The sequence below is a fragment of the Flavobacterium indicum GPTSA100-9 = DSM 17447 genome (genome assembly GCF_000455605.1).
Lineage (GTDB): Bacteria > Bacteroidota > Bacteroidia > Flavobacteriales > Flavobacteriaceae > Flavobacterium > Flavobacterium indicum.
In genome coordinates, this window is record NC_017025.1 from 1,066,185 (window position 1) to 1,091,109 (window position 24,925).

A 24,925-nucleotide genomic window follows, 5' to 3' on the forward strand; every position below is an offset into this window, starting at 1 on the left:
ACTAAATTTTGAAATCTGGATATAAATGTTCTTTAATTAAGCCTCTTAATGATTCCACTGTTTCCCATTCTGTATTATCACCTGAATTGTAATAAAAGCCTACAGGAACTTTGGTAGCATTAAATTCTTTGATATATTCTTCTAATTTCCAATTAGTCACTTGTGGAAGAATTACATAGTACTTACCTAGATCATACGTTGTAAATGAATCGGATGCAGTAATCATTTCTTCATGAATTTTTTCTCCCGGTCTAATTCCCACAATTTCTTGTTTACAATTAGGTCCAATTGCTTCAGCCACATCCGTAATTTTATAAGATGGGATTTTAGGAACGAATAATTCACCACCCCAAGCTTTGTCTAAAGCATGTAATACCATGTCAACTCCGCCTTGAAGAGAAATGTTGAATCGTGTCATGTTAGGATCAGTAATAGGTAATACCCCTTCATTTCTTTTATTCATGAAGAAAGGGATTACAGAACCATTTGACCCCATAACATTTCCATATCGAACTACTGAAAACTTAATGTTTTGTTTTCCTTTAATATTGTTTGCAGCAATAAATAATTTATCTGAAGTAAGTTTTGTTGCACCATATAAATTAATTGGAGCACAAGCTTTGTCCGTTGAAAGCGCTACAACTTTAGTTACATTTGATGATAAACAAGCTTTGATGACATTTTCAGCCCCACCAATGTTTGTTTTAACACATTCATCCGGATTGTATTCTGCAATGTGAACATGTTTCATTGCCGCTGCATGAATTACATAGTCAACATCATTTAATGCTCTTTTTAATCGATCTAAATCTCTAACATCTCCAATGAAATATCTAATTGCAGGATATTTACTTTCAGGAAATTCTTGAGCCATTTGGAATTGTTTTTGTTCGTCTCTAGAGTAGATAACTAAACGTTTTACATCTGGCCAATTTTTTTAAAATTGTTTTTGTTAATTCTTTACCAAGTGATCCAGTTCCACCGGTTATTAATATCGATTTATTATTTAACATGATTTAAATTTTGTAAATGCAAATATAATAACTATTTGTAAAAAAGTGTTTGTATTCTTGTACTTAAATATTGTATAAAGTATTTTTGTAAAAATTATTGATATGGACATTAACACAGAAGTACATAACGCCTTTGAAGTCATTAAAAATGGAGGAATTATTTTGTACCCTACAGATACAGTTTGGGGAATAGGTTGTGATGCATCAAATCCTGAAGCTGTACAAAAAATATATGCCTTAAAACAGAGAGAAGAATCTAAAAGCATGATATGTTTAGTAAATGGCGAAAAAATGTTGTATAATATGTTCAAAGACATCCCTGAAACTGCTTGGCAACTCTGGGATTTTGCTACTAAACCAACTACATTAATTTTAGACAATCCTAAAGGAATTGCTCCAAATATTATTGCCTCAGATCATTCCATTGGTGTTCGGTTAGTTAAAGAACCCTTTTGTTATAAACTAATGGAACGAATGAAAAAACCTTTAGTTTCAACATCTGCTAATATTTCTGGTGAACCCACTCCAAAATCTTTTAAAGAAATTAGTCCTGAAATTATAAAGGGTGTGGACTATGTTGTAAATTTGCACCACGAAAAAATATGTGATAAACCTTCTACGATTATTAAATTAACCTTAGATAGTCAAGTGAAGATTATCCGAAAATAAGACCGAGAGTCAATAGGTCTTAAACTATTTTTAATTATTGGCGCATTGGTACATTGACCAATTTAAATATGAATTATAAAAAACATTTAGAGCATAAAATATTTACAATCATCTCTCAAGCCGCGCAAGAATTAAACTTGGAGTGCTATGTAATTGGTGGTTTTGTTCGTGATATATTACTTCAAAGAGACCATAAAAAAGATATTGATATCGTGGCAGTTGGAAGTGGTATTGAGTTGGCATTGAAAGTTTCTCAATTAATTCCTCATCAACCTAAAGTGCAAGTTTTTAAGAATTATGGGACGGCCATGCTTCGTTATGATGATATGGATATTGAATTCGTAGGAGCACGTAAAGAAAGTTACAACTTTGAAAGTAGAAAGCCGGTTGTAGAAAATGGTACATTGAAAGATGATCAAGAGCGCAGAGATTTTACCATCAATGCGATGGCTTTTTCTTTGAATCAAGAGAAGTTTGGTGAATTGGTTGATCCTTTTAATGGGGTGGAGGATTTACAAAATAAGATCATTAAAACACCGTTAGACGCTGATATTACGTATTCAGATGACCCACTTCGAATGATGCGAGCCATTCGTTTTGCAACACAATTGAATTTTAAAATTGAGACTGATTCTCTCGCTGCTATTACTAGAAATAAAGACCGAATTAAAATTATTTCAGGGGAACGCATTGTTGATGAATTAAATAAAATTTTAGCATCGAGTCAACCTTCTATAGGTTTTTTACATTTATTTAACACGGGGTTACTAGAATTATTACTTCCTGAATTAACGGCTTTAAATAATGTAGAGGAAGTAGAAGGACATACGCATAAAAATAATTTTTACCACACCTTAGAAGTGGTTGATAATATTTGTCCAAACACAACGAACCTATGGTTGCGATGGGCCGCTTTATTGCATGATATTGGTAAAGCTCCCACTAAAAAATTTCATAAAAAGCAAGGTTGGACATTCCACGGACATGAATTTTTAGGTGGTAAAATGGTTAAGAAAATTTTTGAACGATTGCATATGCCATTGAATCAAAAAATGAAATTTGTGCAAAAAATGGTTATGATGAGTTCAAGACCCATTGTACTTGCGCAAGATATTGTTACGGATTCGGCCGTTCGTCGTTTGGTTTTTGATGCTGGTGAAGATGTTGAAGAATTAATGATTTTATGTGAAGCTGACATCACCACTAAAAACCCTAAAAAGTTTCAGAAATACCACAATAACTTTAAAATTGTAAGAGAAAAAATTATTGAGGTAGAGGAAAAGGATAGGGTAAGAGTATTTCAACCTCCTATTTCTGGGGAAGAAATTATGGAATTGTTTGGATTGAAACCTTGTAGAGAAATTGGTGTTCTTAAAGAAGCGGTAAAAGAAGCCATTTTAGAAGGCGAAATACCCAATGAATATCAATCGGCCTATGATTTTGTTTTGGCTAAAGCAAAAAAAATGGGTTTAGAAAAAATATAAATTTATAATTTGTTGAAGTAAAAGAATCAAGTTCGCTATGTAATTTTGCAACATCAAAGAAAACGATACAAATGAAAACAAATACCTCTATTATTATTTGGCTACTTTCTGGTTGTGCCTTATTGTTCATCATGGTAACCGTGGGTGGCATTACGCGCTTAACAAATTCGGGATTATCCATGACGGATTGGCATTTAATTCATGATACTTTTCCTCCTACCAGTGAAGAGAAATGGATGGAAGCATTTAATGAATATAAAAAGTATCCTGAATACATTAAAATAAATCAATTTAAAGAAGGCGGATTTACATTAGAAGATTATAAATCGATTTTCTTTTGGGAATGGTTTCACCGTTTCATCGGTAGAATAATTGGTGTGGTATTTATCATTCCCTTTATGTATTTTTTAATTCGAAAAAAATTAGATAAGCCAACTATTAATAAAAGTCTAATTTTACTTGGAATGGGGGCTTTTCAAGGATTTTTAGGTTGGTTTATGGTTGCTAGTGGATTGAAAGATAATCCAGATGTAAGTCATTTTAGATTGGCCATTCACTTAACTTTTGCCTTTATAACTTTTGCTTACACACTATGGGTGGCGCTAGACTTAATTTATCCTGAACGCAACCAACCTATAGTTGAATTAAGAAAAATTGCTCGAATTGCATTAGTTGTTTTACTTATCCAAATTATTTATGGTGGATTTGTTGCTGGATTAAACGCCGGATTAGTTCATAATCATTGGCCTTTAATGAGCGATGGACAATTTTTTCATGAAAGTATTACATTAGAGCAATCCACATTATTCAAGTCATTTACTGAAGGAAAAAGTGGTGTCCAATTTATTCACAGAACTTTTGCTTATGTAGTAGTTGGAATGATTATTTTGTTATTTGTAAAAAGTAGAAAGTTTGTGTTACATACCACGCAAAGCAATGGAGTTAAAATTCTTTTAGCCTTTGTTTTTGTTCAATTTCTTTTAGGGGTATTTACCCTATTGTATGCTGTGCCAATTTGGTTAGGATTAGCACATCAAATTATGGCATTCTTTTTATTGTCGGCAACAGTGTTTACTTTACATCGATTGAGTAAATAATAGATAAAAAAAAACGGAAACTTAAGTTTCCGTTTTTTTTATTTCTTAACTTTTATTGAACATCCAATCGCTTTTGTTGTACTCGGATTCGGTTCTTGACCTTTTTCTAGTGCTGCAATGGCATTTTCTAAATAATGTTCTTTAACTGCTTTGGCATCTTCCACATTGTCGTCAATGGCTCCAATATATTTTACAACTCTATTTTTATCCAATAAAAAAACATGTGGTGTTTTTGTTGCTCCGTATTGTGGATAAATTTTTTGTCCCTCATCAAATAAATACGGGAAACTAAATTTTTTCTCTTTGGCACGCACTTGCATTTTTTCAAAACTATCGTCGGGTTGGGCAACTGGATCATTCGGGTTTATTGCTAGAAGAACATAACCTTTTGATTTGTATTTTTTAGCTAGGTCAATAATTCGGTCTTCATATTTTACTGCAAACGGACAATGGTTGCAAGTGAAAACCACAATAAATCCTTTGGCATCTTTATAATCAGCCATACTATAATACTTATTGTCTACCGATTTTAATTTGAAATCAGTCGCCGTATCGCCCACTTGATACCCTGAGCTAGGTTTGTCAAAACTCATTAAAGCCCCAACAAATAATACTAAAAATCCAATTTTCTTTAACATAATTTAATTATTTATAGTTTGATTTACATACTTATTTAACTCATCAAAAGAAGCAAATTCTTGTTCAATGAATGTGCGTTTGTTCTTGTTAATAATTAAGGTAGCCGGAATAGACCCCGACCAATTAGGATCAATTAAATGTAACCAATTATTATAATCATGGTCTGCCATATAAGTTGTTATAAAAGTATATTTCTTTTTCTTTAAAAAAGGAATCAGTTTGCTCTCTACTTGCTTTTCAAAGTCAAGACTCACCGTTATTACAGTTACTTCACTGTTTTTTTGGTGCAATTCCTCAAAATAAGGTAATTCTTTAACACAAGGCGCACACCAAGTTGCCCAAAAGTTTACGACAAGAGGTTTGTCTTTTGGTTCTGATAAATATTGATTTAATTCTTCATAAGTTTTAAAAGTTTTTAATTCTTGTGCCTCACTTGTAGTGCATATAAACAAAGAAAAAAATACCGTATAAATAAAATATCTCATCACCTTTTTTTTCAAAGTTAATGAGATATTTTTTTGAAGTGTTATTTTTAACAATACTTTAAATTACCCAATCCAATCTTTAAAGTCACTCACTCGTTCACGAGCTACAATAACTTCGTCTTCTTTATAGGTAGGTAAAATTATTTTTAATCGTGAATTGGTATACACCTGAATCTCTTTAATAGCAGTAAGTGGAATAATGTATTTTCGGCTAATTCTAAAAAAATCTTTCGGATTCAATTCATTTTCAATAACCTCTAACGAAGTATCTAATAAATAATTCCTGTTTTCTTTAGTGTGTAGGTAAGTCCCTTTGTTTTCACTATATATACACTCAATTTCTTCAATCGGAATAACTTTTAATTGTTGTCCAATTTTAACCGAAAATCGTTTTTTATATTCTTTTTCGGATTGTGGGACCAACATTTTTTTTATCAGTTCTAAATCTAATGATGCAGTGGTATTTTTTTGAACTTGTTTTTTAAATTTTGAAATGGCAGTTTCTAATTCGTCTTCATCTATTGGTTTTAATAAATAATCAATACTGTTTAATTTAAATGCGCGCAAGGCATATTCATCATAAGCTGTGGTAAAAATGATGGCACTATTTATAGAAATAGTTTCAAAAATTTCAAATGACAAACCATCTGATAATTGAATATCGAGAAAAATTAAATCGGGATGTGTATTGTTTTGAAACCATTCTACAGCTTCTTCAACAGAATGGAGCATGCAAGTGATTGCTAATCCCAATTTTTCAACTTTACGTTGTAACAATCGTGCGGCTGGTTTTTCGTCTTCAATGATGATTATATTCATTTATGTAAATTTTTATTTTTAGCAGTCATATAGGTTATCGCTTTTATTTATTGGTGTTTGCTTACGCAAACTTGTTGTTTATGGCGATTTCATAGATTCTATATTCCAAATTTAAAATTAGTTAAATTATTCCCACTTGTTTGCCTTTTCTTTTTCCATTAATTCTTTAATTTTTCGTTCTTCCCAGTTTTTTCCCAGCATGAAATCAGGTAAGAAAACAGATAAACCATGTGCTATTAATCCCATTCCCCAAAACAATAGGGTATAGAAATTTTTCAATTGAAAATAGCTTTCACCTTCTTTTAATTCATTAATATTCGCAATAATTATAAAAATGTTAATCACCACAAATACAATTGCGTGGGTATAAAAACCTTTAATACGCTTTACTTTTTTTAAGGCTTCATAGTATTTTAATTCTTCATCATTTGATGGAACAAATCGTCTAAATTCGCGTTTATTTAAACTGTTTAATTTATCTACAGTATTATTCATTTTGATTGTTTTTTGTTTGGTTCATATATTCTTGAATCTTTTTTTCTTCCCATTTTTTATCTAAGAAAGGAAAGAAATTAAATACTTTACTTGCATGAAAGAAAAGTCCAATTCCCCATCCTAACATCGGCCAATAAAACCAAATATGTTGAGGTGAATAGGTAAGGTTTAGATAAATGAAATAGAGTGTTAAAGCCAAATAGAAAAAAAGATGAATATAAAATCCTTTTAATTCTTGAACTTGTTTTTTGGCTTCTCTATATTTTTCATGATCATTAAATTTTGTCGGTTCCATAGTTACTTCCAATTTTGATTCTTAACTTCTTTATTTAATAGTGTTTTAATCTTTTTTTCTTCCCATTTAGAGGAAAAAATGTACCGTTTAAATACAAAGTCTAATACTTCCAATCCCATAATAAAACTCCAAATTAAAAGTACCGTTTCTGTCAACCAATTTAATGGCCAAAAATTTAAAGGAGCTTCCGTATAATTTTTTAAAAAATAGAGGATAACAGCCGCACAATAAACGATAATCTTTATATAAAATCTTTTTAGCGATTTTACTTTAGAAACAGCTTCTGCATAGGTTGAATTATTTTCTTGTGTTTCCATGTTACTTCCAATTTTGATTGTCATATTTACTAAGATACTCTTGAATTTTTTTCTCTTCCCATCTTTTGCCAAATCCAAAGGTTTCAAAAGCATGAAAAGTTAATCCTAATCCCCAGCCTAATAAAGGAAACCAAAACCATTGAAAATCTGAGGTTATTACATTGATTATTATTAATACAGGAATCACAATACAATAGGATAATAAATTACCATAAAAACCTTTTAATTGTGTTACACGCTCTTTTGCTTTTTCGTAAGCAACTTTTTCATTATATATAAATTGTGTTTCCATTTTTGTTATTTGTTTAGTTAAAATAGGTAGAAATACATGAAATGAGGTTTCATTTTCCTCCACTAAAACATGACGTTTAGTTAGTATGGCGTATCTATTGACAATATTTTGTAAACCAACTCCTTTTCTATCAGACAAGGTTTCTTTCTTTTGTAAATTATTTGAAACTACAAGTTGATTGTCTTCTACCTTTATTTTTATATGTAGTGGTTTTTGTTCACTAACCACATTGTGTTTAATACAATTTTCTAAAAGTAATTGAAGCGATAAGGGCACTACTTTTGCTTCCTCGTTTTCAAAATTTGAAGGCAATTCAAAAGTGATGCTGTTTTCAAATCGCATTTTCAGTAAATTCATGTACGTTTTTGCAAAATTTAATTCTTCTTCTACCGATACTAATTCTTTATCTTTTTGTTCTAACACATAACGATAAACTTTCGATAGGGAAGTAGTAAACTTCTGAGCCGCATCTGGATTTTCTTCTATCAAGGAACTTAAAACATTTAAGCTGTTGAAAAGAAAATGGGGGTCGATTTGATTTTTTAAGCTTTCAAACTGTGCTGAAGCAGTGCCTGCAATTATCTTTTGTTCTTTAACCCGATTTTCTTGATACGATTTATAAAAGTAAACAGCATGAATAATTAATGATATAAAGAGTGTAAAAATAGAGGCTACTAAATAATTCGCTGGTTTTTCATTTTGAATATAGTCTTCAAAAGATTTTCCTTCTACACCTATATCTTCAAACATTCTTAATAAGAAAATAACAAATAGCGATAATAAAAAAGAAAGAACAAAACCTATTAGAATTCTTTTTTTTGAAAATCGGTCTTCATTAAAGTAATGATCGAGTTGAATAAATAAGAACGTATTGGCATAATATAAAGCATATCCATAAAGCATGGTAAATAAGAATTGATACAATAATTTAGCATTCAATTCAAGGGGTGTACCTGTTATAAATTGTATGATTAGAATCACACCAAATACACTTAAACTGATGTATGTTGCTTTTGGAAATTCTTTACTGTATACGTTCATGATTATAATAATATTAGTTGCAATTCGCTGCTTCTTGTTTAGCTCTTTCTACACCCCATGTTGGATGAAATGGTGTTTCTGGTTTAAAAGTAGCAAATAATTCAATAGACTTTTTCATTTTTTCACACATGGGTGTTGTATCTGTGCCAAAATATTCAGCTCCACCTTTTTCAAAACTAGCTTTATTAAACACAACTCTTGGATTAGTAGGCGCTATGGCTGCAGCTTTTTCATATAGTCCAATAACTTCACCATACAATTGTTGCCCATAAGTCATTGGATCAAAAACAATCCAAGCAGTATGAATCATAGCTTGAGAAACTAATACTTCCGGATTATTTGGTTCCAAAGCATTTAGAATATTTTGAGTTTTTTGTGCAGCTTCAAGTAACGATTTCATTTTGTTCTTATCTTGTTCGCCAAATGCCGAAAAAGTAGTAATAATTGTAATGTAATAGTTGGGTAACCAGTTGTTTTTTTCAACAGAAGCAATGCGTTCAAATTGCGCAATCGCTTCCGCGTTTTTACCCGCTTTCCATAAAGTTAAACCATTTGCCATTCCTTTTTCATAAGAAGATTGTGCATGAGCCACTAAAGTAGCTACAAAGAATACGAAAGTTGAAATTAATTTTGTCATAGTGTTGATTTTTTAAGTTATAAATTATCAGTTGTTTTATTTTGATGAAACAAAGTTGCAGCATCAACACGTATAAAAAAATCATTTACTACCGAACTGTAATTTTTTAAGGATGAATTGTAGAGATGTTACCTTATTTGAATAAAATCCTTTAAATAATTGTAAAATTTCAACAATACGATAGACTAGGGGAATCTTTGAAAAGAATTAGAAGCGTTTTGTTTTTAGTAGATTTAACATTCAAAATGCTAGTGCGTTTTGTAAAAATCAACTTCAATGATTTTTCAAATGATTTCGATTAAGATAAACTTTCTTGCGAATTGTAAACGAGTATTTACTATAGAATTTGTAATAGTGCTCAATGTGTGTTGGGAGATGTATTAATTTTTTATTATCTTTTCTATTAATACTCCATGTTCTGAATCGATTAATGTAAGATATACGCCCGGACTTAGTGATGCTATATCCAATTCTACCATGTTTTCTTCGATATAACTTATTTTTGTGAATACCAACTGTCCGACAGTATTGTAAATTTTGACAGATTTAATTGAATTGTGTGAATTAGTGTTTATATTAAGAATGTCTTGAGTTGGATTAGGGAATATTTCAAATGTTAATGTCATATTAACTGAATTTACACTAAGAGTACAATTCGGATTTATAAGTACATTAGGGTATCCGCAAATTGACACTTGAGACGTCATTTGATTTATTTCTTCCAAATTGTTATCAATACAAACGTTGTTTAAATTTGGATTTCCACATATTCCATACGAAGTTTCATTTGAATTATTTTTTACATTTATATTGGTTAATTGATTATTTTGACAATCTAATATATCTAGAGATGAGCAGGTTGAGGCATCTATAGATACTAAATTATTATTTGCGCTAAATAGATTTTTTAAACTTGTACACCCTGAAATATTTATTGTGTTTAATTGGTTATCAAAACAATAAATACTATTTAATAATGTTAAATTACTAAAGTTTAATTGAGTTAATAAATTGTTTGAACAATTTACTATTAAAATATTTGGACAATTATTAAATGTTAATGTAGTTAATACATTATTGTTGAAATATACATAATTCAAATTTTGAAAATTGGATAAGTTAACATTTGCTAGTTGATTATTGTTTAAATTTAAGTTGAACAGCGTTGGTAAGTTTGCTATATTTATAGAGGTAAGATTGTTATTGGAACAATTAAGTTCCCATAAATTACTGCAATTGGATACAACTGTACTAGTAAGATTATTATTAGCAAGTAGAATTGTATCAATAGTGTTGTGATTATTTATTGATAATGAAGTTATAAGATTATCATTTCCTTTAAAATATAAGAGATTTGGAAATAAATTAAAATTAAAACTTGTAATATTATTAGTACTACAATTTAAATCAATCATATTGTTGAAAGATTCTAACCCATTTAAATTATTAATATTACTATTCGAAATATTAAGAGCGTAAACTAATAATGCTTCATTAATTTCAATTTCATTATTATTATTTACATCAATTTTGATTTGATTGTAATTTACATCGTATGCTATTGAACTATTTACGCTGGCTTGTAATAGTTTAGTTTTTAGATTTATATCAGAAAAATTAATAATTTGAGAGCTTGATAATAATGGAAAAATTAGGAGTATTAAGAAATATTTTCTCATTTTTGATTATTAGAATTTTTAAAAATATTTAAATGAATTGTTGTTATTTTTGTTTCTACTAATCGTTTGATTTTTAAATATTTCGTCTTAAGTTACGGCACTTAGAAAGCTTGCGAAATTCGAAACAGCTTTTTTTTTGCTAAGATACTATTTCTTATTAAAATTAAATATAAATTTTACTACAAAATGTATAATTATGAAAAAAGCTGCTAGCTGCAGTATTTTCAATTTTTTGCTGGAAAAGGATCTTTCTGTCCTTTCCATTTTTTACCGTTGATGATATCTAAAATTTCTTTATTTGAAAACATATTTTCATATACTTTGAGTAGAAATTTATCTTCTTTATCTTGTTTTTCGTGTGGAACGTTATATAGAATGTCGTATTGTTCAGTTTTAATTTGGTAAATAAAAAATGAGAAGCCGTAGTCAGTATAATAAGGTTCTTGCTTAACTACAATTTTTAAGTTTAAAGAATTATTTACATATATATGATGAGTAGACCATTTCTCATTATTAATATAATGTGTAGTAATTTCTTTTAAACTATAGCCAAAATCATCAATTAATATTTTAAAAATATTTGGAGCTATATCGTTAAAATTATCAATTTTATCGGTCATTTTTAATGAAGTTAGTTTTAGTATTGCCGTTAACGATTTGCCTTTAGTTTGCATTATTAAATAAACAACTAATTTTCCTAAAGGGAACACATTATTTCTTGCTAAGATAAGATTTTTCAGAGAAAAATGTAACGTGATTATATATTGGTTTTAAGCACAGTTTTTTGTTATAGGCAGTTTCTTTAGGCGTAAAAATTTGCCAGCAAACTTTTCAGTTCCTTTTCGGTTTTAAATCCTCCATTAATTTCTGGATCGGCAACTTTAAAAATAATATCTTGAACCTGTTCATTTTGGAATTCTATATTTTCCGCTAGCGTTAAGCAATCACAGATGTAAGCTAACTCAATATTCGTTAGATTTCCAGAAATTGTTTCTTCAAGTAACTTTACCACGGTACTATTTTCCAAGTAAACTTTTTCCAAATCGTCATAATACAAGTTAATTGTCGCTCCTTTCTTTTTCAGCAAACTTTCATAATCTGAAACTTCTCCACGAATTCCATTTTTGAATATGTCAATAGTTATTCTTTCGTTTAGATAATCGTTTAGTTCTTTTGAAATCATGGTTTAAGAAATTGTCTACAACGTCAGACTGTGAAAAACTTCACCGTCTTCAAAACAAATATAGTAAAAAGCTTGCAAATAAGTTGTGCTTTTTGGATATTTATATAGGCTACCTATCCAAGGAATTTCGCGTTATCAGCTTCAACTAATTCGTTTATAAAGCGAAAATAATACTTGGTGAAACTTGTTTTTTTGAAAAAAAGAGTTTTTCTTACAGTCTATAAAAACTCGATGGTAAGCTATTCAAATTCTAGAATTTTGAACTACAACTAAAAAATAAACCTCGCTTAAAAGTGTTGAAACGAGGTCGGAATTTTATGTTTTTGAAATTTTATTTTATAAAATGGTAGTTGTGCAACAGTTACCGTTGTTTGCAACAGTAATTATTTCACAATATATTTTGTTTGGTTTAAATTACCAACACTTTCAAACATATTGAGTTCAATTCCCTTTTTTAAATCTCTACTAGCAGTTGCTGATGACAATTCTTTGAATATGTTCATATAATCTTTTCTATTAAACTCTTTAATTCCTAAGTTCAAAAAATACTCTAGCCGATCAATATCTTTCAAAACTCTATTGTTGTAGTTAAGCAAGCTTTCAAGTGACTTTTCGATAACACCAAGCATATATTCAATAAAATATGTTGACTTTCCTAACTTATCGCTTATAGCCAATGATTTATAATATTCATCCTGGGTTTTATTAATTAATGTTTCGAATGGCAAAAACTCAAAAACTGGATATTCAGTCATTAGAATCAGAGTTTGCCATAATCTTCCCATTCTTCCATTTCCATCTAAAAAAGGATGAATAAATTCCATTTCGTAATGAAATACACAACTTTTTATTAATGTTAATTCATCCGAATCCTTAAGATATTCAAATAAATTTTTCATTAAATGAGGTACATTCTCATAAGGTGGCGCGATGTGTTCAACTTTTGTTCCTTTAACTATTCCAACGCCTTGTTTTCTATATTTTCCAGCACTTTCAATTAACCCATTCATTAATTGAAGATGCGCTTTTAAAAAACTTTTATCAGATGAAAATTTGTATTCATCTAATTTTTCATAAACTTTAATTGCATTTAAAACTTCTAATACATCTTTTTCTGGTCCGATTACTCTTTTGTTTTCAATTAAAGCTGTAATCTGTTCTTCAGTTAATGTATTACCTTCAATTTGTAGCGAAGAATATATTGTTTTAATTCTATTCTGTTTTCGGAGTTCCGGAGACTGTTTACTTAGATAATTAGCGTTTACTTCTCCAATTTTTTCTGAAATTGAGCTTATCAGTTTTAGAATTTTCGGGGTAATGTCGTAAGGCGGTTTCATTGATACTATCATTTGATATTATCAAAGATAGTTTTTTTTCGTAAACGTTCAAAATTATTGGTGCTAACGTCAGACTGTGAAAAAACTTCACCGTCTTCAAAACAAATATAGTAAAAAGCTTGCAAATAAGAGTTGTTTTTTTAGCGATTTATACATTCCACCTATCCAAGGAATTTCGCGTTATCAGCTTCAACTAATTCGTTTATAAAACGAAAATAATGCTTGGTGAAAACTTGTTTTTTTGAAAAAAATAGTTTTTTTTACAGTCTATAAAAACTCGAATGTAAGCTATTCAAATTCTAGAATTTTGAACTACAACTTAAAAATTAACCTCGCTTAAAAGTGCTTAAACGAGTTTGAAATTTTATGCTTTTGATACTATTTTTTATTCATTGCAACATTTCTTGTTTTTCCATTTCCATTTTTCCGCAAATTTAAATTCCTTTTCAACATCAAATAAATTATTCATTGCATCTTTATCTTCTTTTTTCAGTTTTCTTATTGATAAATAGTTTTCAGAATATTTATTTTCAAAATAATTAAGCTCTGGATATTTTTTTAACTTTTCAATAACTACAATTATTTTTTCAATGTTTTCTACAACATCTTTTGGATTATTCATTTTAATTCCAATCAGCTTTCCAATATTACTTTCCGAACCGATATCAATTGAATATCCAATTCCTATGGTTTTATGACAATTATATGTAGTAAATGAATAACCATTTATTTCTGAAATTCGAATACTTTTTGGATATTGATTAACATCTTTGCTTAAACCAACTAAAACTATTTCAAATTTATTTTTTATTTTTAATCTTGCAGAAATTTCTTCAAGATTTACATCATCACTTCCCCAAACATTTAAAACTTCTACATTCTCAATTTCTTTCAATTGACTTTTAATTTCTCTTAATTCTTTGTAATAGAAAAAATAATAGATTCTAATAATAATTGCTATAAAACATATTGAAAAAAGGAAAAATGCAAATAGTTTTTTTAATGATTCTCTCATTTAAGTTATATTTTCTGTTCGTTCTCCGTCGCACGAAAGTGACGCACAACGGTCTCGGCTATGAGTAATTGCGAGGATTTTCAGAAGTAGCCGAGAACAAGCAATTACTTTTGCCATTGTTGCCAGCAGTTTTTATTTCTTTTAATTCAGTTTTTTATATTCAAAATCAGGTTCTTTTTCGTTGTCAATGAATGGTATTACTACAAATCCAGTTCCCCAAGCTAATTGCTTATAGTCAGTTGTCAAATTATCATTTTCTAATAATCCAATCCTAAATTTAGTCGTTCTAAAAACGTTTAAATAAATAGTTGGGATAAAGAATACTCTTCGTTTCATTTCAAAGTAACCATTCTTTATTTTTCCTTTCAAAACTTTGGACATTATTATACTATCGTTTTTCATTATAGTCACGTTCAAATGTCTTACGTCAATTACTTTTAATTCTACAGCGCACAAACTGTCTGCTCCAACATTATATTCTCTCGTATAGAAATTCCAAAATAAATCTCCTTTCCATTTTTCAGATTGGTTTATAGGATTTCGAGTATATATTCCGTTTATTAAATTCAGATTTTGTTTTGTTAATTCAATTTGTCCGTCAACAAATTTGTCCGATTTTAAACTCGCACAAGAAGTAAAAATGCTAATTATTAGCAAAAAATATAATGATTTCACGATTTTTTTCAAATTACTGGCAACGTCAGACTGTGAAAAAACCCACAATTTTCAAAACAAATATAGTATAATATTTGTATGATAAGTTGGTTTTTCTTATGTTTATTCATGCACCTATTCAAGGAATTTCATGTCATCAGCTTCAAATGAGTAGCTAAGAAGATGAAATCATTGATTGAATATCCAAGAAGTAAACACCCTAAAAAACCAATGAATATACTTCAAAGAAAAAAGAGAAAACTAAATTCTCTTGTAAATCTTTATAAAATCATATCAAAATCCCCATAGTGGATAGACAGTAATCGGTTCCGTTCAACAGGAGTTTCATTGTTGGCTTTGCAAGCCCAACGAAACTCTAGCTATTAGCAGTAGCTTTTATTTTAAGTGATTATTTTTTGGACACTTTCCTGCATTTTTTTGTCAAAAATCTTAAAATTTATGTCTTTTGAGTTTTCTTTTTCGATAATTTGTAGACAATCAAATTTATTCCAAAGCCTAGTGTTTTTGATGTAATTTATACTAGTTATATTTTGTTTATCTATTCTAATTTTCCTTTCTTTTAAGAAAGAATCAAAGTACTCTAATTCAATTATCTCTTCATCCATTTTTAAGTTTGAGAGATATTTTTTTTTCTCCGAAAGCGATTCATAAAGCCAAAGTAAAGCAACAATTATAAAAAACTGAACAAAATTATTTTTTCCAGTCAGCAGATATTTGAAAACTGATGAAAGAGCAAAAGCTATAAGATATATGTAGTAATTGTCAAATAAGATTCTGTTCTTCATTTCTACGGTTCTTTAAAGTTACTGCTAACGTTTGGCAGCTACAAGAAGTTGCGTACTTCATTCACTGACAATTACTAATATAGTCAAAACTTTGTTTCAACAATTATCATTTCTGATAAATCCCATGCTTAGCAATTTCTTGTAACTGCTGTTAGTGGCGGTTTTGTTTTAGACTGTCGATTTATTTATCAAAGTTATAACATAGAAATTTTTTACTCTTGCATTATTAATAACTTCAATTGTGACTGTATTTTTTCCATCACTGTAAATTGTTTCAGAGGATTTTTTTAAAATTGGTTTATAATTTAGTTCTCTAAGTCTTTTTACAAGATTTTTATAATTTTTTTTTGATCCAGTTTTATAATTAATTTTATCTACATGTGATTTTAGAGTAAAATGATATTCTACAAAAGATTCATTTGTGGAAAAATCCATATTTTTATCTTTCCATTCGTTTTTTACGGCGAAGACAAATATTCCAGATTCATTTTTGGTCGGCTGTAATTCAGAAAAAACAAACCAACCTTTTTTGGTTAGTAAATTCCTAACGCTGTCTAAGTTTTCGCTTTTCATAAAGAGAATTTCATCCAAACTGATATTTTGAGAATATCCTGTGTATTGGAGAAAAAGTAATATAATAAATATGTTCTTCATATCGTTTTTGTGAAAATCGCCACTAACGTTCCGCCTTTAGTTTGCATTAATAAATAAATAGCTAATTTTCCGAATAGGAAACAGGTGAACTAAAACGTTTCTTAGGGTAATGACCTATAAGCCGCATAAGACCTGTTTCCCTCTTCGGACTTGCAAGTACTACTTGGAATGTTGGGTTTTTAGACCCGTTAAAGGCGATAGCACAGCAAGGATTTATTTAACTTAAAAACAAATGTATGAAAAAAGTAACAGAAACCATTGGTATTGATGTATCAAAATTAACCTTGGATGTCATGGTAAGAACTACCAATATTCATAAGCAGTTTAGTAATGATACAAAAGGATTTAAACAAATTATTACTTGGCTAATGAAACAGAAAATCAATTTAGATCAAAGTCTATTTTGCTTTGAGCATACTGGATGGTATTGTTTAATGTTGAGTTATTTTCTTTATGAAAACAAGCATGCTTATTGTTGTATTAACGCTATAGAAATCAAGAGGTCTATGGGTTTAAAACGAGGCAAAAGCGACAAAGCTGATGCATGGGAAATAGCTAATTATGCATGGCTTAGACGTGATGAGTTAATTCCGTCGGTTCCACCAGCCAAAAAATTAATAGAGTTACAACGTATGATGAGTTTACGGGAACAATTAATAAAACAACAAACGGCAAGTAAAAATCTTTTGAAAGGTATGATTGACATAGTTTTAGACCAAGTAAATGATGTTTCAGTTGGGATCTTAAAAGAGAATATAGCTTATTTAGAAAAGCAAATTACATCAACAGAAAAAGCCATGAATGAGCTTATAAAACAAGATAACACAATGATTACCAGTTATAAACTTTCTAAAACTGTTAAAGGTGTAGGAATGGTTCTAGCTGTTCAGATGTTGTTACATACACACAACTATACACGGTTTGAGAGCTCACGGCAGTTTGCAGCCTATTGCGGTTTGGTTCCTTATCCATACCAATCTGGAACGAGCATACATGGAAGAAATAAAATCCATCCCATAAGTGATCGAAAGATGAAGAGTTTGTTGTCTATGTCAGCTATAAGTGCCATTCAGCACGATAAAGAGCTTAAAATATATTACCAAAAAAGAGTAGAAGAAGGGAAACCAAAAATGGTAGTTTTAAACATAATTAGAAACAAAATAGTATCGAGAATATTCGCAACTGTTAACAGAAGAACGCCTTATGTAGAAATGAATAAATTTTTAGCTTAAAAATTTGGATTTGATCTTGGACGTTCCGGCGCTTGGCGAGGTTGCGAGCTACGGAACCGATTATTTTCTGTTAAAGATAAAATTTCTTGCGAAATGTAAACGTGATTTTACTTCAAAATTCGCAATCTTGCCAAACGCCTGTTAGGCGACGTTCTAATCCATTATCAATATATTCGTTTTAAAATAATTTAAATCATCTACGAGAATTAAATAGTCGTTATAAAATTCAAATAAAATTCTGTTTCCACCAGATGATTTTTTCTCTCTCGCTTTTTCGAGCCAATCTTTTGAAAGGTACTCAATCTCACAAAAGTCTTGTATGTTCAAAACTTTTCCCGGATTCAATTCAATGTCAAATTCTGAAGTTCGATGAAAAAATTTATAAAGTATTTCAAAAATGAATTCTTCAGGTATTACTATCGTCTTTTCATTTTCATTCATCTCAATACTAAGTAAGTTTTTAGATTTTTTTTCCTCTCGGATTCTAATTACTTGCTTATAATTTGTCAAAACCAAATCTTCTTTTTGATAAACCACATTGTAGTTGAACCTTTCAGCAAATTTATTTATTCTATTCTTAAGGTTTTTCTCCATAACGTTTTTCTGAATGACGCCTAACGTTTTGCCGCTTGCCGCAGTGGGGGATTTCGGAGCACTTCACTGTCAACCAAGTACAAATGTTGATAGAAGCACTGCACTTGGATTAACCACGTCAGCCCCCATTGCGGCAAACGGCTGTTGGCAGAAGTTTTTCTTCCTTTCGTCATCTGTATGATACTTTGTCAAGTTGTCCACCTGTTACAGTGAATGATAGAACTTGATAGCAATCTACATTTTCTCCGTTTTTAGTTGCGGATTTCCAATTTTGCGGCATACTGTTTACTCTCTCTAAAACCTGGTTTGCAAAAGTTTCTGCAAGTCCTTTCCCTTTTGTTATAATCATAAAATTTCCCGCTTTACCATTACAGTCAACAACAAATGCAATAGCAACTCTAAAAACTGCATCTTTAACTCGTTCATCTGGCAATGGCTTGTCAGCAAAATATTTTTTCAATTCTTCAAGTCCGCCTTCAAAGATTGGATTTGTATCGGGTTCTGGTTTTTCTCCAATTTTTTCTTTTAGTAAGAACTCTTTTCCTACTGCATATTGTGTCTGTGCATTGCAAAAGCTAACTTTCAATATACTGTCCGCTGGAAAAATTGTTGGTTTTTCTATTTTGTCAGCTGTGACAAATGTAAAACCAAAAGGTGCTTTTGGACTTTCATAGTCATATCCGTTAACGTATAAAATACTCGGCTCTTTAAGTCCTTGATAATAAACTTCATATTTGTCCAATAGTCCTTTACCAAAAGCCGCTGATTTGCTTTTGAATTCACAACAACTTGACACACGTCTAAATTGAACAGCTTCACCATTAGGTCCACGTAATGCTTTCAAATAGGCTTGTTCATTTTCAATTTTTCCTACTTTAATCGAGGTCTTATGATTAGGTTCGTAACCATATTTTTTGTCGGTAGAAACTTCTGTTAGTTTCATACTTCCATCTTCAAAAAAATCTTGTCCGTTTACGGTTGTCGTCCATAAAGTCAGAACGAATAAAATGCTTGTTAGTCTTGTCATTATTTTCATTATTGTCTGTTTTTTAAAACTACTGCCAACGTTCCGGCGCTTGGCGAGGTTGCGAACTTCGGAACCGATTATTTTCTATCAAAGATAAAATTTCTTGCGAAATGTAAACGTGAATTTACTACAAAATTCGCAATCTTGCCAAACGCCTGTTAGCAGTAGCCTTTAATTTTCGATTTCGACTATTTTATAATTTTCGACAATACTGTCTTTCGTCAATTTTATTTCCAAAATTTTAATATATACTGGGTCAATATCATTTCCATATTCGGTTACAATATTATATGACAATGTGTTGAATTTTTCATCGGAATAATTTTCAGGCAAGCCTAGTAAATCAATTACTTTTGAATATGATATTCCTTTTAGTTTGTGGTTGTTAGTTAAGTCTTCAAGCATATTTTCTCTATTCTTGTAACTATTTAAATCACCTTTTTGATTCCAACCTGATTTTTCAAATTTCATATCGTTTTTGCAAGAAAACAACACAAAACACAAACTAAGTAAAGTAAATTTTAATTTCTCCATTTTACACAATGTTGGAATAAGGTTACTGCTAACGATTTGCGGCTTGGCGCAGTAGCGGCTGCGTGAACGTATATTTTCTTGCTAAGATAAGATTTTCCAGCGAAAATCGAACGTTGTTGTAAAGATGAATGTAGCTATTGTGCCAAACCGCCTTAAGTTTACAATTTATAAATTTAAAGAATAAATCAGAAAGAACAAAAGAGAGGAGTAAGGTTTACGATAACCGCAGGAACTTTAGATTCCGTCAACAGTGATAATCCCCTCTCTTTTCTACTTATATTTCGAACAGTTCTGTGAGATTTAATCTCGATTTTAAGGTGATGAAACACAAGTAGTTTGTCCTTTCTCAAAACATTTTCTTATGAGTAAAGATAAAAAAACATTTGGTATTGACATCAGTAAAGACACATTTGATGTTGTAGATTGTTCTGGTAATTATTATCAATTCTCTAACAATTTAAAAGACTTTTTAAAGTTTTTGAAATTGTTGGATGCCACTTCACATTGTGTGATGGAAGCTACGGGTTATTATCATTATCAATTGGCATATTTTTTAGTAGATCATCATATTGCTGTGTCGGTAGAAAATCCGTTATCGATAAAGCGCTTTATTCAAATGAAGCTGAGTAGAGTAAAGACAGATAAATCAGATGCTAAGATGATTTGTTTGTATGGTCAGCAACAAGAGCTTTCCTTATGGTTTGGTTATTCAAAATACCAGACGCAATGTTTACAGATGTTACGATTATTAGATACTTATACTAAGCAAAGTGCTGCTTTAAAGAATAAAATACAAGCAGAGGGGGTATTGGGTAATCCTTGTAAAATAGTGGTTAGTTCTTTGAAGAAGAGTCTAAAACATTTACAAAAAGAGATTGGTTTACTAGAAGCAGAGTTGTTGGTTTTGGTCAAATCAGAACAACAAGAGATGTTGACTAAAGTTGAGAGTATTCCAGGTATTGGTCGTAAGACTGCAATGATGCTATTAGTTTTAACAGATGGATTTAAACGCTTTGAGGATAGTTCTCAATTGTGTTCATTTTGTGGGTTAACACCAGTGATTAGGCAATCAGGAAGTAGTATAAAAGGTAAGGTTAGGATAAGTAAAGTGGGTAATTCCAAGCTAAGAAATTTATTATTTATGTGTAGTTTTACGGCTTGTAAATGTAACAAAGCATGTAGAGAACTTTATGAGCGCATAGTTAACAAAGGTAAAAGCAAGAAATTGGCCTTAATAGCAGTATGCAATAAGCTTTTAAAACAAGCCTTTGCTATTGCAAAATCTGGAGTAGAGTACAATGAAAACTACAGAAGTAAACTAATAGTTAAAAACTAAAATTAAATCATTTTTTATTTGTTTTTAAGCACAGTTCTTTGTTATGTGCAGGCATTAATCAACTTTTTCAAAACAAGATTCCAAATCGAAGTCAAAAACTAATTTCGGTTGCAAAGAGGAATTTCTGCGAACTCCCATTTGATATGAAGCTTTTCCTAATTCATAATTGTAATTGATAGTAATTGAAGATCCTTCTAGTTTGTAAGTGCCCTTTCCCCAAGTTTGACTTCTAAAGGTATTATTTTCAAGAAGTATTAAAGTATCACCTTTATTCGGTCCGTCAATTCTAGCATTGTCGTTACTAACATAAGTGCCGACAATCATGGATTTGGTAAAAAAGTGGTTTAAAAAATAAAATATTAAAAGAACTGAAATTACTACGGCTATGATTTTTTTCATTTAATGTTTATGAGATTGGTTTTACGCAATTTTGGTATGCTTGCACATAACGTTTTGCAGCTACCTGAAGGGCGGGACTTTTACCACAAAACTTGTTTTGAAAAATTAAACTTTCTTTGATTACAAAACTTTCTTTGGAATACGACACCCCGCCTTTTGGGTAGGTGCTGTTATGTGCTGCCCTTCTGTCCGTCACCATATTTTCCACCAAGGTTTTTTGTTCTCAAACGAATAGTAACTTCCTCCAGTCAATGTTTTTGAGTCAAGGTCATATTTGAATTCAACCCATTCGTCAGAATCGTGCATAGGATTATATGCAAGTCCTGATACCAAATTATTCTCAACTTTTATTTCGGATAATCCGTCCCACGAAATTCTTTCAGTATCCCAATGATTTCCATCAGGCTCAATAATTGTCAGGTCGGTTTGGTCTTGCAATACAAATCTGTCATTGCTTGCTTTAAAAACTTCAGAATAACCAACCCCGAAAACTTCAATTGGCTTTGTGTCGTCTGGGTTCATTAAATAACAAGTTCCACAAGCTATTACTAATAGTTTTTCTGAGTTTTCAAATTCAATTATTTCTTTTAAGTCTGTCCAACCTGGTTTAAAATTAGCAACCCAGTCTGTTCCGTCAGATTTGTAAAAGCGAACTGGAAAACCTTCTGAATAAAATGTCTCGTCATTTTCAGTCACAGGAATATACATTGGTACGTAAGTCGGCAATGCTTCCAATATTTCATATTTTTTTGTGTCTGTCAATGTTAGTAGTGTCGTCTGTTAGGGTTGCACATAACGTTCCGGCGCTTGGCGAGGTTGCGAGCTACGGAACCGATTATTTTCTGCTAAAGATAAAATTTCTTGCGAAATATAAACTTGAATTTACTACAAAATTCGCAATCTTGCCAAACGCCTGTTAGCGGAAGTTTTTATTTTTCGATATCAATTAAAACTATTTTGTAGCCAAATTTTATTGCCGCTAAATCGTAAATTACAGCATTTTCTATGTCAGCCTTAATCAGAATTGAATCATTTTTTATATACAGACTGTCAGTTCCTGCTCCCCAATCAGCTTCATAAATTCTTTCTGTTTTGTTCCATCGTTTATTAGTAATATCACAAAATCTATGACCACTTGTAATTGTACTTATTGTGTAACGTTCAATTTTGATATCTTTATTTTCAGTTACTTTTATTTTCAACTTTTCGTCACAGGAAGAAAATAATATCATGATAATAATCAAAGGAATATAAATTTTTAGTTTCATAGTATTTTCTTTTTTCAGAAGTGTCTCTTAAAATTACCGCTAACGGTTTCGGGCTTTGCGTTGGTGGGCTTTTGAAACCGTAAACTGTTTGCCAGCACTAACGTTTATTAATTGCTTAAATGTTTATATTCGCACTGTCCGCCCACTAACGCAAAGCCCGTGTTAGGCGTAGTAATTATGTCCCTGATTTTTTAAGTCCCTTTTCAGTCAAATAGTCAATTACCTGTTGATGTTGATAGAATATTGCGAAGTCAAGAGCATTTTGTCCGCCATTTTTAGGTTCCAGCTCGCATCCTTGGTCGACCAAATATTTTACTGTCAATAAATTGCCCTCTGCTGATGCGTGAATTAATGCTGAGCTATTATTCATATCAACTCCGTTGATGTCTGCACCTGCTTTTAGTAAAAGTGCGATTTCCTCAATGTTACCTGTTATTGATGCCAAAATTAGTGGCGTCTGACCATTACTGTCTTTGTAATTTACATTTGCTCCTTTTTCAATAAGTAATTTTACCGCTTTAGAGTTTCCGATGAAGCAAGCATAACAAAGCGGTGTCCAGTAATTGGTGGTTTGAGCCACCCGTTCAGTCTTGATTTTTTTGTCAATTGATTTGTTCTTAGCAAAATCATCAATTATTGCAGAGACTTTAAATTCATGATGATAAGTCAGCGCTTCGATAAATTCGTTGTCGTCTTGACTTCTAACGGATTCGTCTGATTTGTCTGAACAACTGATTGTCGTCAATACCAGAAAAATTGCTATTACTATTTGTCTTGTCATTTTATTACGCCTAACGTTCCGGCGCTTGGCGAAGAAGCGGATTTCGAAGCACAAAACTGTCTGTAAGCAATGCAATTGATACGAAGCACATAACTTCATATAAGCACTGAACCCGCTTTTTTGCCAAGCGCCTGTTACCTGCTGCCTTTTCTTCTGTGTTTTTCATTATGTCATTTTTGTCTAACTGTCCAAAATGTATAAAACCACAAATTGTAGGGTTCCCATTTGTCAAACTCTAAATCTCTTTTATATAAACAGAATTTGTCTGCAAGCGTTTTATTGCATTTTACTTCTACAAATAAGTCTGAACTTGAACCGCCTCTGCCTTCAAGTTCAAATTCTTCACCAGGATATTTTAATTTTATTTCTTCCGTCAATTTTTTTAGCAACTTCTCTTCATTGTCAAGACAGTCTTTACTTCCTTTTGGACAGACATAAGTGAATTCAAACGTCCCTTCATATTTTGTCCAAGTGGGAGTGGGTGTCAATATAAGGGTAGTGTCGTTCAGTATATTTTTCCTGTAATTTCTCGCATCTGTCAGCGAAGTGAATTTTTCTTGTTTTCTAAAAGGTTTCTTGAAACTGTCTTTAAACATTCTCAGCTGTCGAGTTTCAAAATAGAAATAGCCGTTGTCGCTTACTATTTCGTTACAATTCAGGTTGATTGAAAAACTCTCTAATTCTAATCCATTTTTGCAAATTACCACTTCATAATGATAACCGCAGGCATATTTCGGACTTGGTTTTTTAAATGTCCATTCCTTTTTTATTGCGTTCAAAATCCTAATGTCGTCAGTGTAAAATTCACCTAGGCTGTCTGCAAGACCATTGCGGTCACTTTCAGAACGAACACCAATTAGATAGTAACCTCCTTTGTCAAAGTCATACTTTTTAAGTAGTTGAGTTTGTCCAAAAGAAATAGATGTCATTAAAAGGAAAATTATTGTTGCTATGTGTTTTTTAAACTTCATTTTTATATTTTGTTTGCCTTAATGTGCAGTTGTCTAAGGTTGCAGGTAACGTCCCAGCGCTTGGCGAGGTTGCGAACTTTGGAACCGATTATTTTCTATCAAAGATAAAATTTCTTGCGAGAAATAAACGTGTATTTACTACAAAATTCGCAATCTTGCCAAACGCCTGTTA

General features: G+C 30.8%; 30 protein-coding genes. 5 read left to right on the forward strand and 25 right to left on the reverse strand.

What is annotated here, in order from left to right:
- Position 1: 1 nt before the first annotated feature.
- On the reverse strand, positions 2 to 874 hold the full coding sequence (gene pseB / locus KQS_RS04765; RefSeq protein WP_242400776.1) for a UDP-N-acetylglucosamine 4,6-dehydratase (inverting): 873 nt from the start codon (positions 872 to 874) through the stop codon (positions 2 to 4).
- Positions 875 to 1,115: 241 nt separating this feature from the next.
- Here pseB and KQS_RS04770 point away from each other — a divergent pair, with 241 nt between their 5' ends.
- The 3 genes from KQS_RS04770 to KQS_RS04780 all read left to right on the forward strand — a co-directional run bounded on the left by KQS_RS04770 (position 1,116) and on the right by KQS_RS04780 (position 4,263).
- Positions 1,116 to 1,682 carry an L-threonylcarbamoyladenylate synthase gene (locus tag KQS_RS04770; protein ID WP_014388070.1) on the forward strand — a complete coding sequence of 189 codons (567 nt, stop codon included), beginning with the start codon at positions 1,116 to 1,118 and terminating at the stop codon, positions 1,680 to 1,682.
- Between the two features lie 68 nt (positions 1,683 to 1,750).
- On the forward strand, positions 1,751 to 3,166 hold the full coding sequence (locus KQS_RS04775; protein ID WP_014388071.1) for a CCA tRNA nucleotidyltransferase: 1,416 nt from the start codon (positions 1,751 to 1,753) through the stop codon (positions 3,164 to 3,166).
- Between the two features lie 71 nt (positions 3,167 to 3,237).
- Positions 3,238 to 4,263: a COX15/CtaA family protein gene (locus KQS_RS04780; RefSeq protein WP_014388072.1), complete on the forward strand. Its 1,026-nt coding sequence runs from the start codon at positions 3,238 to 3,240 to the stop codon at positions 4,261 to 4,263.
- Between the two features lie 38 nt (positions 4,264 to 4,301).
- Here the strand turns inward: KQS_RS04780 and KQS_RS04785 are convergent, their stop codons facing one another.
- The 16 genes from KQS_RS04785 to KQS_RS04860 form a co-directional block, all read right to left on the reverse strand.
- Positions 4,302 to 4,901 carry a thioredoxin family protein gene (locus KQS_RS04785; RefSeq protein WP_014388073.1) on the reverse strand — a complete coding sequence of 200 codons (600 nt, stop codon included), beginning with the start codon at positions 4,899 to 4,901 and terminating at the stop codon, positions 4,302 to 4,304.
- Between the two features lie 3 nt (positions 4,902 to 4,904).
- Positions 4,905 to 5,387, reverse strand: coding sequence for a TlpA family protein disulfide reductase (locus tag KQS_RS04790; RefSeq protein WP_014388074.1), 483 nt, complete (start codon positions 5,385 to 5,387; stop codon positions 4,905 to 4,907).
- A gap of 63 nt (positions 5,388 to 5,450) precedes the next feature.
- The gene (locus KQS_RS04795; protein WP_014388075.1) at positions 5,451 to 6,206 is read right to left on the reverse strand and encodes a LytR/AlgR family response regulator transcription factor; all 756 of its coding nucleotides are present in this window, start codon (positions 6,204 to 6,206) and stop codon (positions 5,451 to 5,453) included.
- 126 nt (positions 6,207 to 6,332) lie between these two features.
- Positions 6,333 to 6,701, reverse strand: a complete 369-nt coding sequence (locus tag KQS_RS04800) for a 2TM domain-containing protein (RefSeq protein WP_014388076.1) — start codon at positions 6,699 to 6,701, stop codon at positions 6,333 to 6,335.
- The gene (locus KQS_RS04805; RefSeq protein ID WP_014388077.1) at positions 6,694 to 6,996 is read right to left on the reverse strand and encodes a 2TM domain-containing protein; all 303 of its coding nucleotides are present in this window, start codon (positions 6,994 to 6,996) and stop codon (positions 6,694 to 6,696) included. Before KQS_RS04805 ends, KQS_RS04800 begins: the two co-directional genes overlap by 8 nt.
- Positions 6,997 to 6,998: 2 nt before the next feature.
- A complete protein-coding gene (locus KQS_RS04810; protein WP_014388078.1) occupies positions 6,999 to 7,313 on the reverse strand; it encodes a 2TM domain-containing protein in 315 nt (104 codons plus the stop codon).
- Position 7,314: 1 nt separating this feature from the next.
- Positions 7,315 to 8,646: a 2TM domain-containing protein gene (locus tag KQS_RS04815; RefSeq protein WP_014388079.1), complete on the reverse strand. Its 1,332-nt coding sequence runs from the start codon at positions 8,644 to 8,646 to the stop codon at positions 7,315 to 7,317.
- Between the two features lie 13 nt (positions 8,647 to 8,659).
- Positions 8,660 to 9,283, reverse strand: a complete 624-nt coding sequence (locus KQS_RS04820; protein ID WP_014388080.1) for a hypothetical protein — start codon at positions 9,281 to 9,283, stop codon at positions 8,660 to 8,662.
- 380 nt (positions 9,284 to 9,663) lie between these two features.
- A complete protein-coding gene (locus tag KQS_RS04825; protein WP_014388081.1) occupies positions 9,664 to 10,962 on the reverse strand; it encodes a T9SS type A sorting domain-containing protein in 1,299 nt (432 codons plus the stop codon).
- A gap of 224 nt (positions 10,963 to 11,186) precedes the next feature.
- Positions 11,187 to 11,636 carry a hypothetical protein gene (locus KQS_RS04830; RefSeq protein ID WP_157868388.1) on the reverse strand — a complete coding sequence of 150 codons (450 nt, stop codon included), beginning with the start codon at positions 11,634 to 11,636 and terminating at the stop codon, positions 11,187 to 11,189.
- A gap of 128 nt (positions 11,637 to 11,764) precedes the next feature.
- On the reverse strand, positions 11,765 to 12,145 hold the full coding sequence (locus tag KQS_RS04835) for a hypothetical protein (protein WP_014388083.1): 381 nt from the start codon (positions 12,143 to 12,145) through the stop codon (positions 11,765 to 11,767).
- A 383-nt stretch (positions 12,146 to 12,528) separates the two neighbouring features.
- A complete protein-coding gene (locus KQS_RS04840; protein WP_014388084.1) occupies positions 12,529 to 13,482 on the reverse strand; it encodes a Fic family protein in 954 nt (317 codons plus the stop codon).
- A 385-nt stretch (positions 13,483 to 13,867) separates the two neighbouring features.
- Entirely contained in the window at positions 13,868 to 14,497 is a 630-nt protein-coding gene (locus KQS_RS04845; RefSeq protein ID WP_014388085.1) for a hypothetical protein, read from the reverse strand.
- A gap of 141 nt (positions 14,498 to 14,638) precedes the next feature.
- Entirely contained in the window at positions 14,639 to 15,172 is a 534-nt protein-coding gene (locus KQS_RS04850) for a hypothetical protein (RefSeq protein ID WP_157868389.1), read from the reverse strand.
- 380 nt (positions 15,173 to 15,552) lie between these two features.
- Positions 15,553 to 15,957 (reverse strand): hypothetical protein, encoded by a 405-nt coding sequence (locus KQS_RS04855; RefSeq protein WP_014388087.1) that lies wholly within the window; start codon positions 15,955 to 15,957, stop codon positions 15,553 to 15,555.
- A 168-nt stretch (positions 15,958 to 16,125) separates the two neighbouring features.
- Positions 16,126 to 16,611, reverse strand: a complete 486-nt coding sequence (locus tag KQS_RS04860; RefSeq protein ID WP_014388088.1) for a hypothetical protein — start codon at positions 16,609 to 16,611, stop codon at positions 16,126 to 16,128.
- Between the two features lie 236 nt (positions 16,612 to 16,847).
- On the opposite strand from KQS_RS04860, the gene KQS_RS04865 reads away from it, so the two are divergent.
- Entirely contained in the window at positions 16,848 to 17,843 is a 996-nt protein-coding gene (locus KQS_RS04865; RefSeq protein ID WP_014388089.1) for an IS110 family RNA-guided transposase, read from the forward strand.
- A 153-nt stretch (positions 17,844 to 17,996) separates the two neighbouring features.
- On the opposite strand, the gene KQS_RS04870 is transcribed toward KQS_RS04865, so the two are convergent.
- The 3 genes from KQS_RS04870 to KQS_RS04880 form a co-directional block, all read right to left on the reverse strand.
- Positions 17,997 to 18,437, reverse strand: a complete 441-nt coding sequence (locus KQS_RS04870; protein ID WP_014388090.1) for a hypothetical protein — start codon at positions 18,435 to 18,437, stop codon at positions 17,997 to 17,999.
- A 169-nt stretch (positions 18,438 to 18,606) separates the two neighbouring features.
- Positions 18,607 to 19,464 (reverse strand): hypothetical protein, encoded by an 858-nt coding sequence (locus KQS_RS14520; protein ID WP_193790208.1) that lies wholly within the window; start codon positions 19,462 to 19,464, stop codon positions 18,607 to 18,609.
- Positions 19,465 to 19,635: 171 nt separating this feature from the next.
- Positions 19,636 to 19,998: a hypothetical protein gene (locus KQS_RS04880; RefSeq protein ID WP_014388092.1), complete on the reverse strand. Its 363-nt coding sequence runs from the start codon at positions 19,996 to 19,998 to the stop codon at positions 19,636 to 19,638.
- Positions 19,999 to 20,359: 361 nt separating this feature from the next.
- On the opposite strand from KQS_RS04880, the gene KQS_RS04885 reads away from it, so the two are divergent.
- Complete coding sequence (locus tag KQS_RS04885; protein WP_014388093.1) at positions 20,360 to 21,334, forward strand: IS110 family transposase; 975 nt, start codon at positions 20,360 to 20,362, stop codon at positions 21,332 to 21,334.
- Positions 21,335 to 21,388: 54 nt separating this feature from the next.
- Here KQS_RS04885 and KQS_RS04890 read toward each other — a convergent pair whose 3' ends face one another.
- The 5 genes from KQS_RS04890 to KQS_RS04915 all read right to left on the reverse strand — a co-directional run bounded on the left by KQS_RS04890 (position 21,389) and on the right by KQS_RS04915 (position 24,753).
- Positions 21,389 to 21,733, reverse strand: a complete 345-nt coding sequence (locus KQS_RS04890) for a hypothetical protein (RefSeq protein ID WP_014388094.1) — start codon at positions 21,731 to 21,733, stop codon at positions 21,389 to 21,391.
- 192 nt (positions 21,734 to 21,925) lie between these two features.
- The gene (locus KQS_RS04900) at positions 21,926 to 22,495 is read right to left on the reverse strand and encodes a hypothetical protein (protein ID WP_157868390.1); all 570 of its coding nucleotides are present in this window, start codon (positions 22,493 to 22,495) and stop codon (positions 21,926 to 21,928) included.
- Between the two features lie 167 nt (positions 22,496 to 22,662).
- Positions 22,663 to 23,001 carry a hypothetical protein gene (locus KQS_RS04905; protein ID WP_014387421.1) on the reverse strand — a complete coding sequence of 113 codons (339 nt, stop codon included), beginning with the start codon at positions 22,999 to 23,001 and terminating at the stop codon, positions 22,663 to 22,665.
- 175 nt (positions 23,002 to 23,176) lie between these two features.
- Complete coding sequence (locus tag KQS_RS04910; protein ID WP_014388097.1) at positions 23,177 to 23,782, reverse strand: ankyrin repeat domain-containing protein; 606 nt, start codon at positions 23,780 to 23,782, stop codon at positions 23,177 to 23,179.
- A gap of 170 nt (positions 23,783 to 23,952) precedes the next feature.
- On the reverse strand, positions 23,953 to 24,753 hold the full coding sequence (locus KQS_RS04915) for a hypothetical protein (protein WP_041251999.1): 801 nt from the start codon (positions 24,751 to 24,753) through the stop codon (positions 23,953 to 23,955).
- Positions 24,754 to 24,925 lie beyond the last annotated feature (172 nt).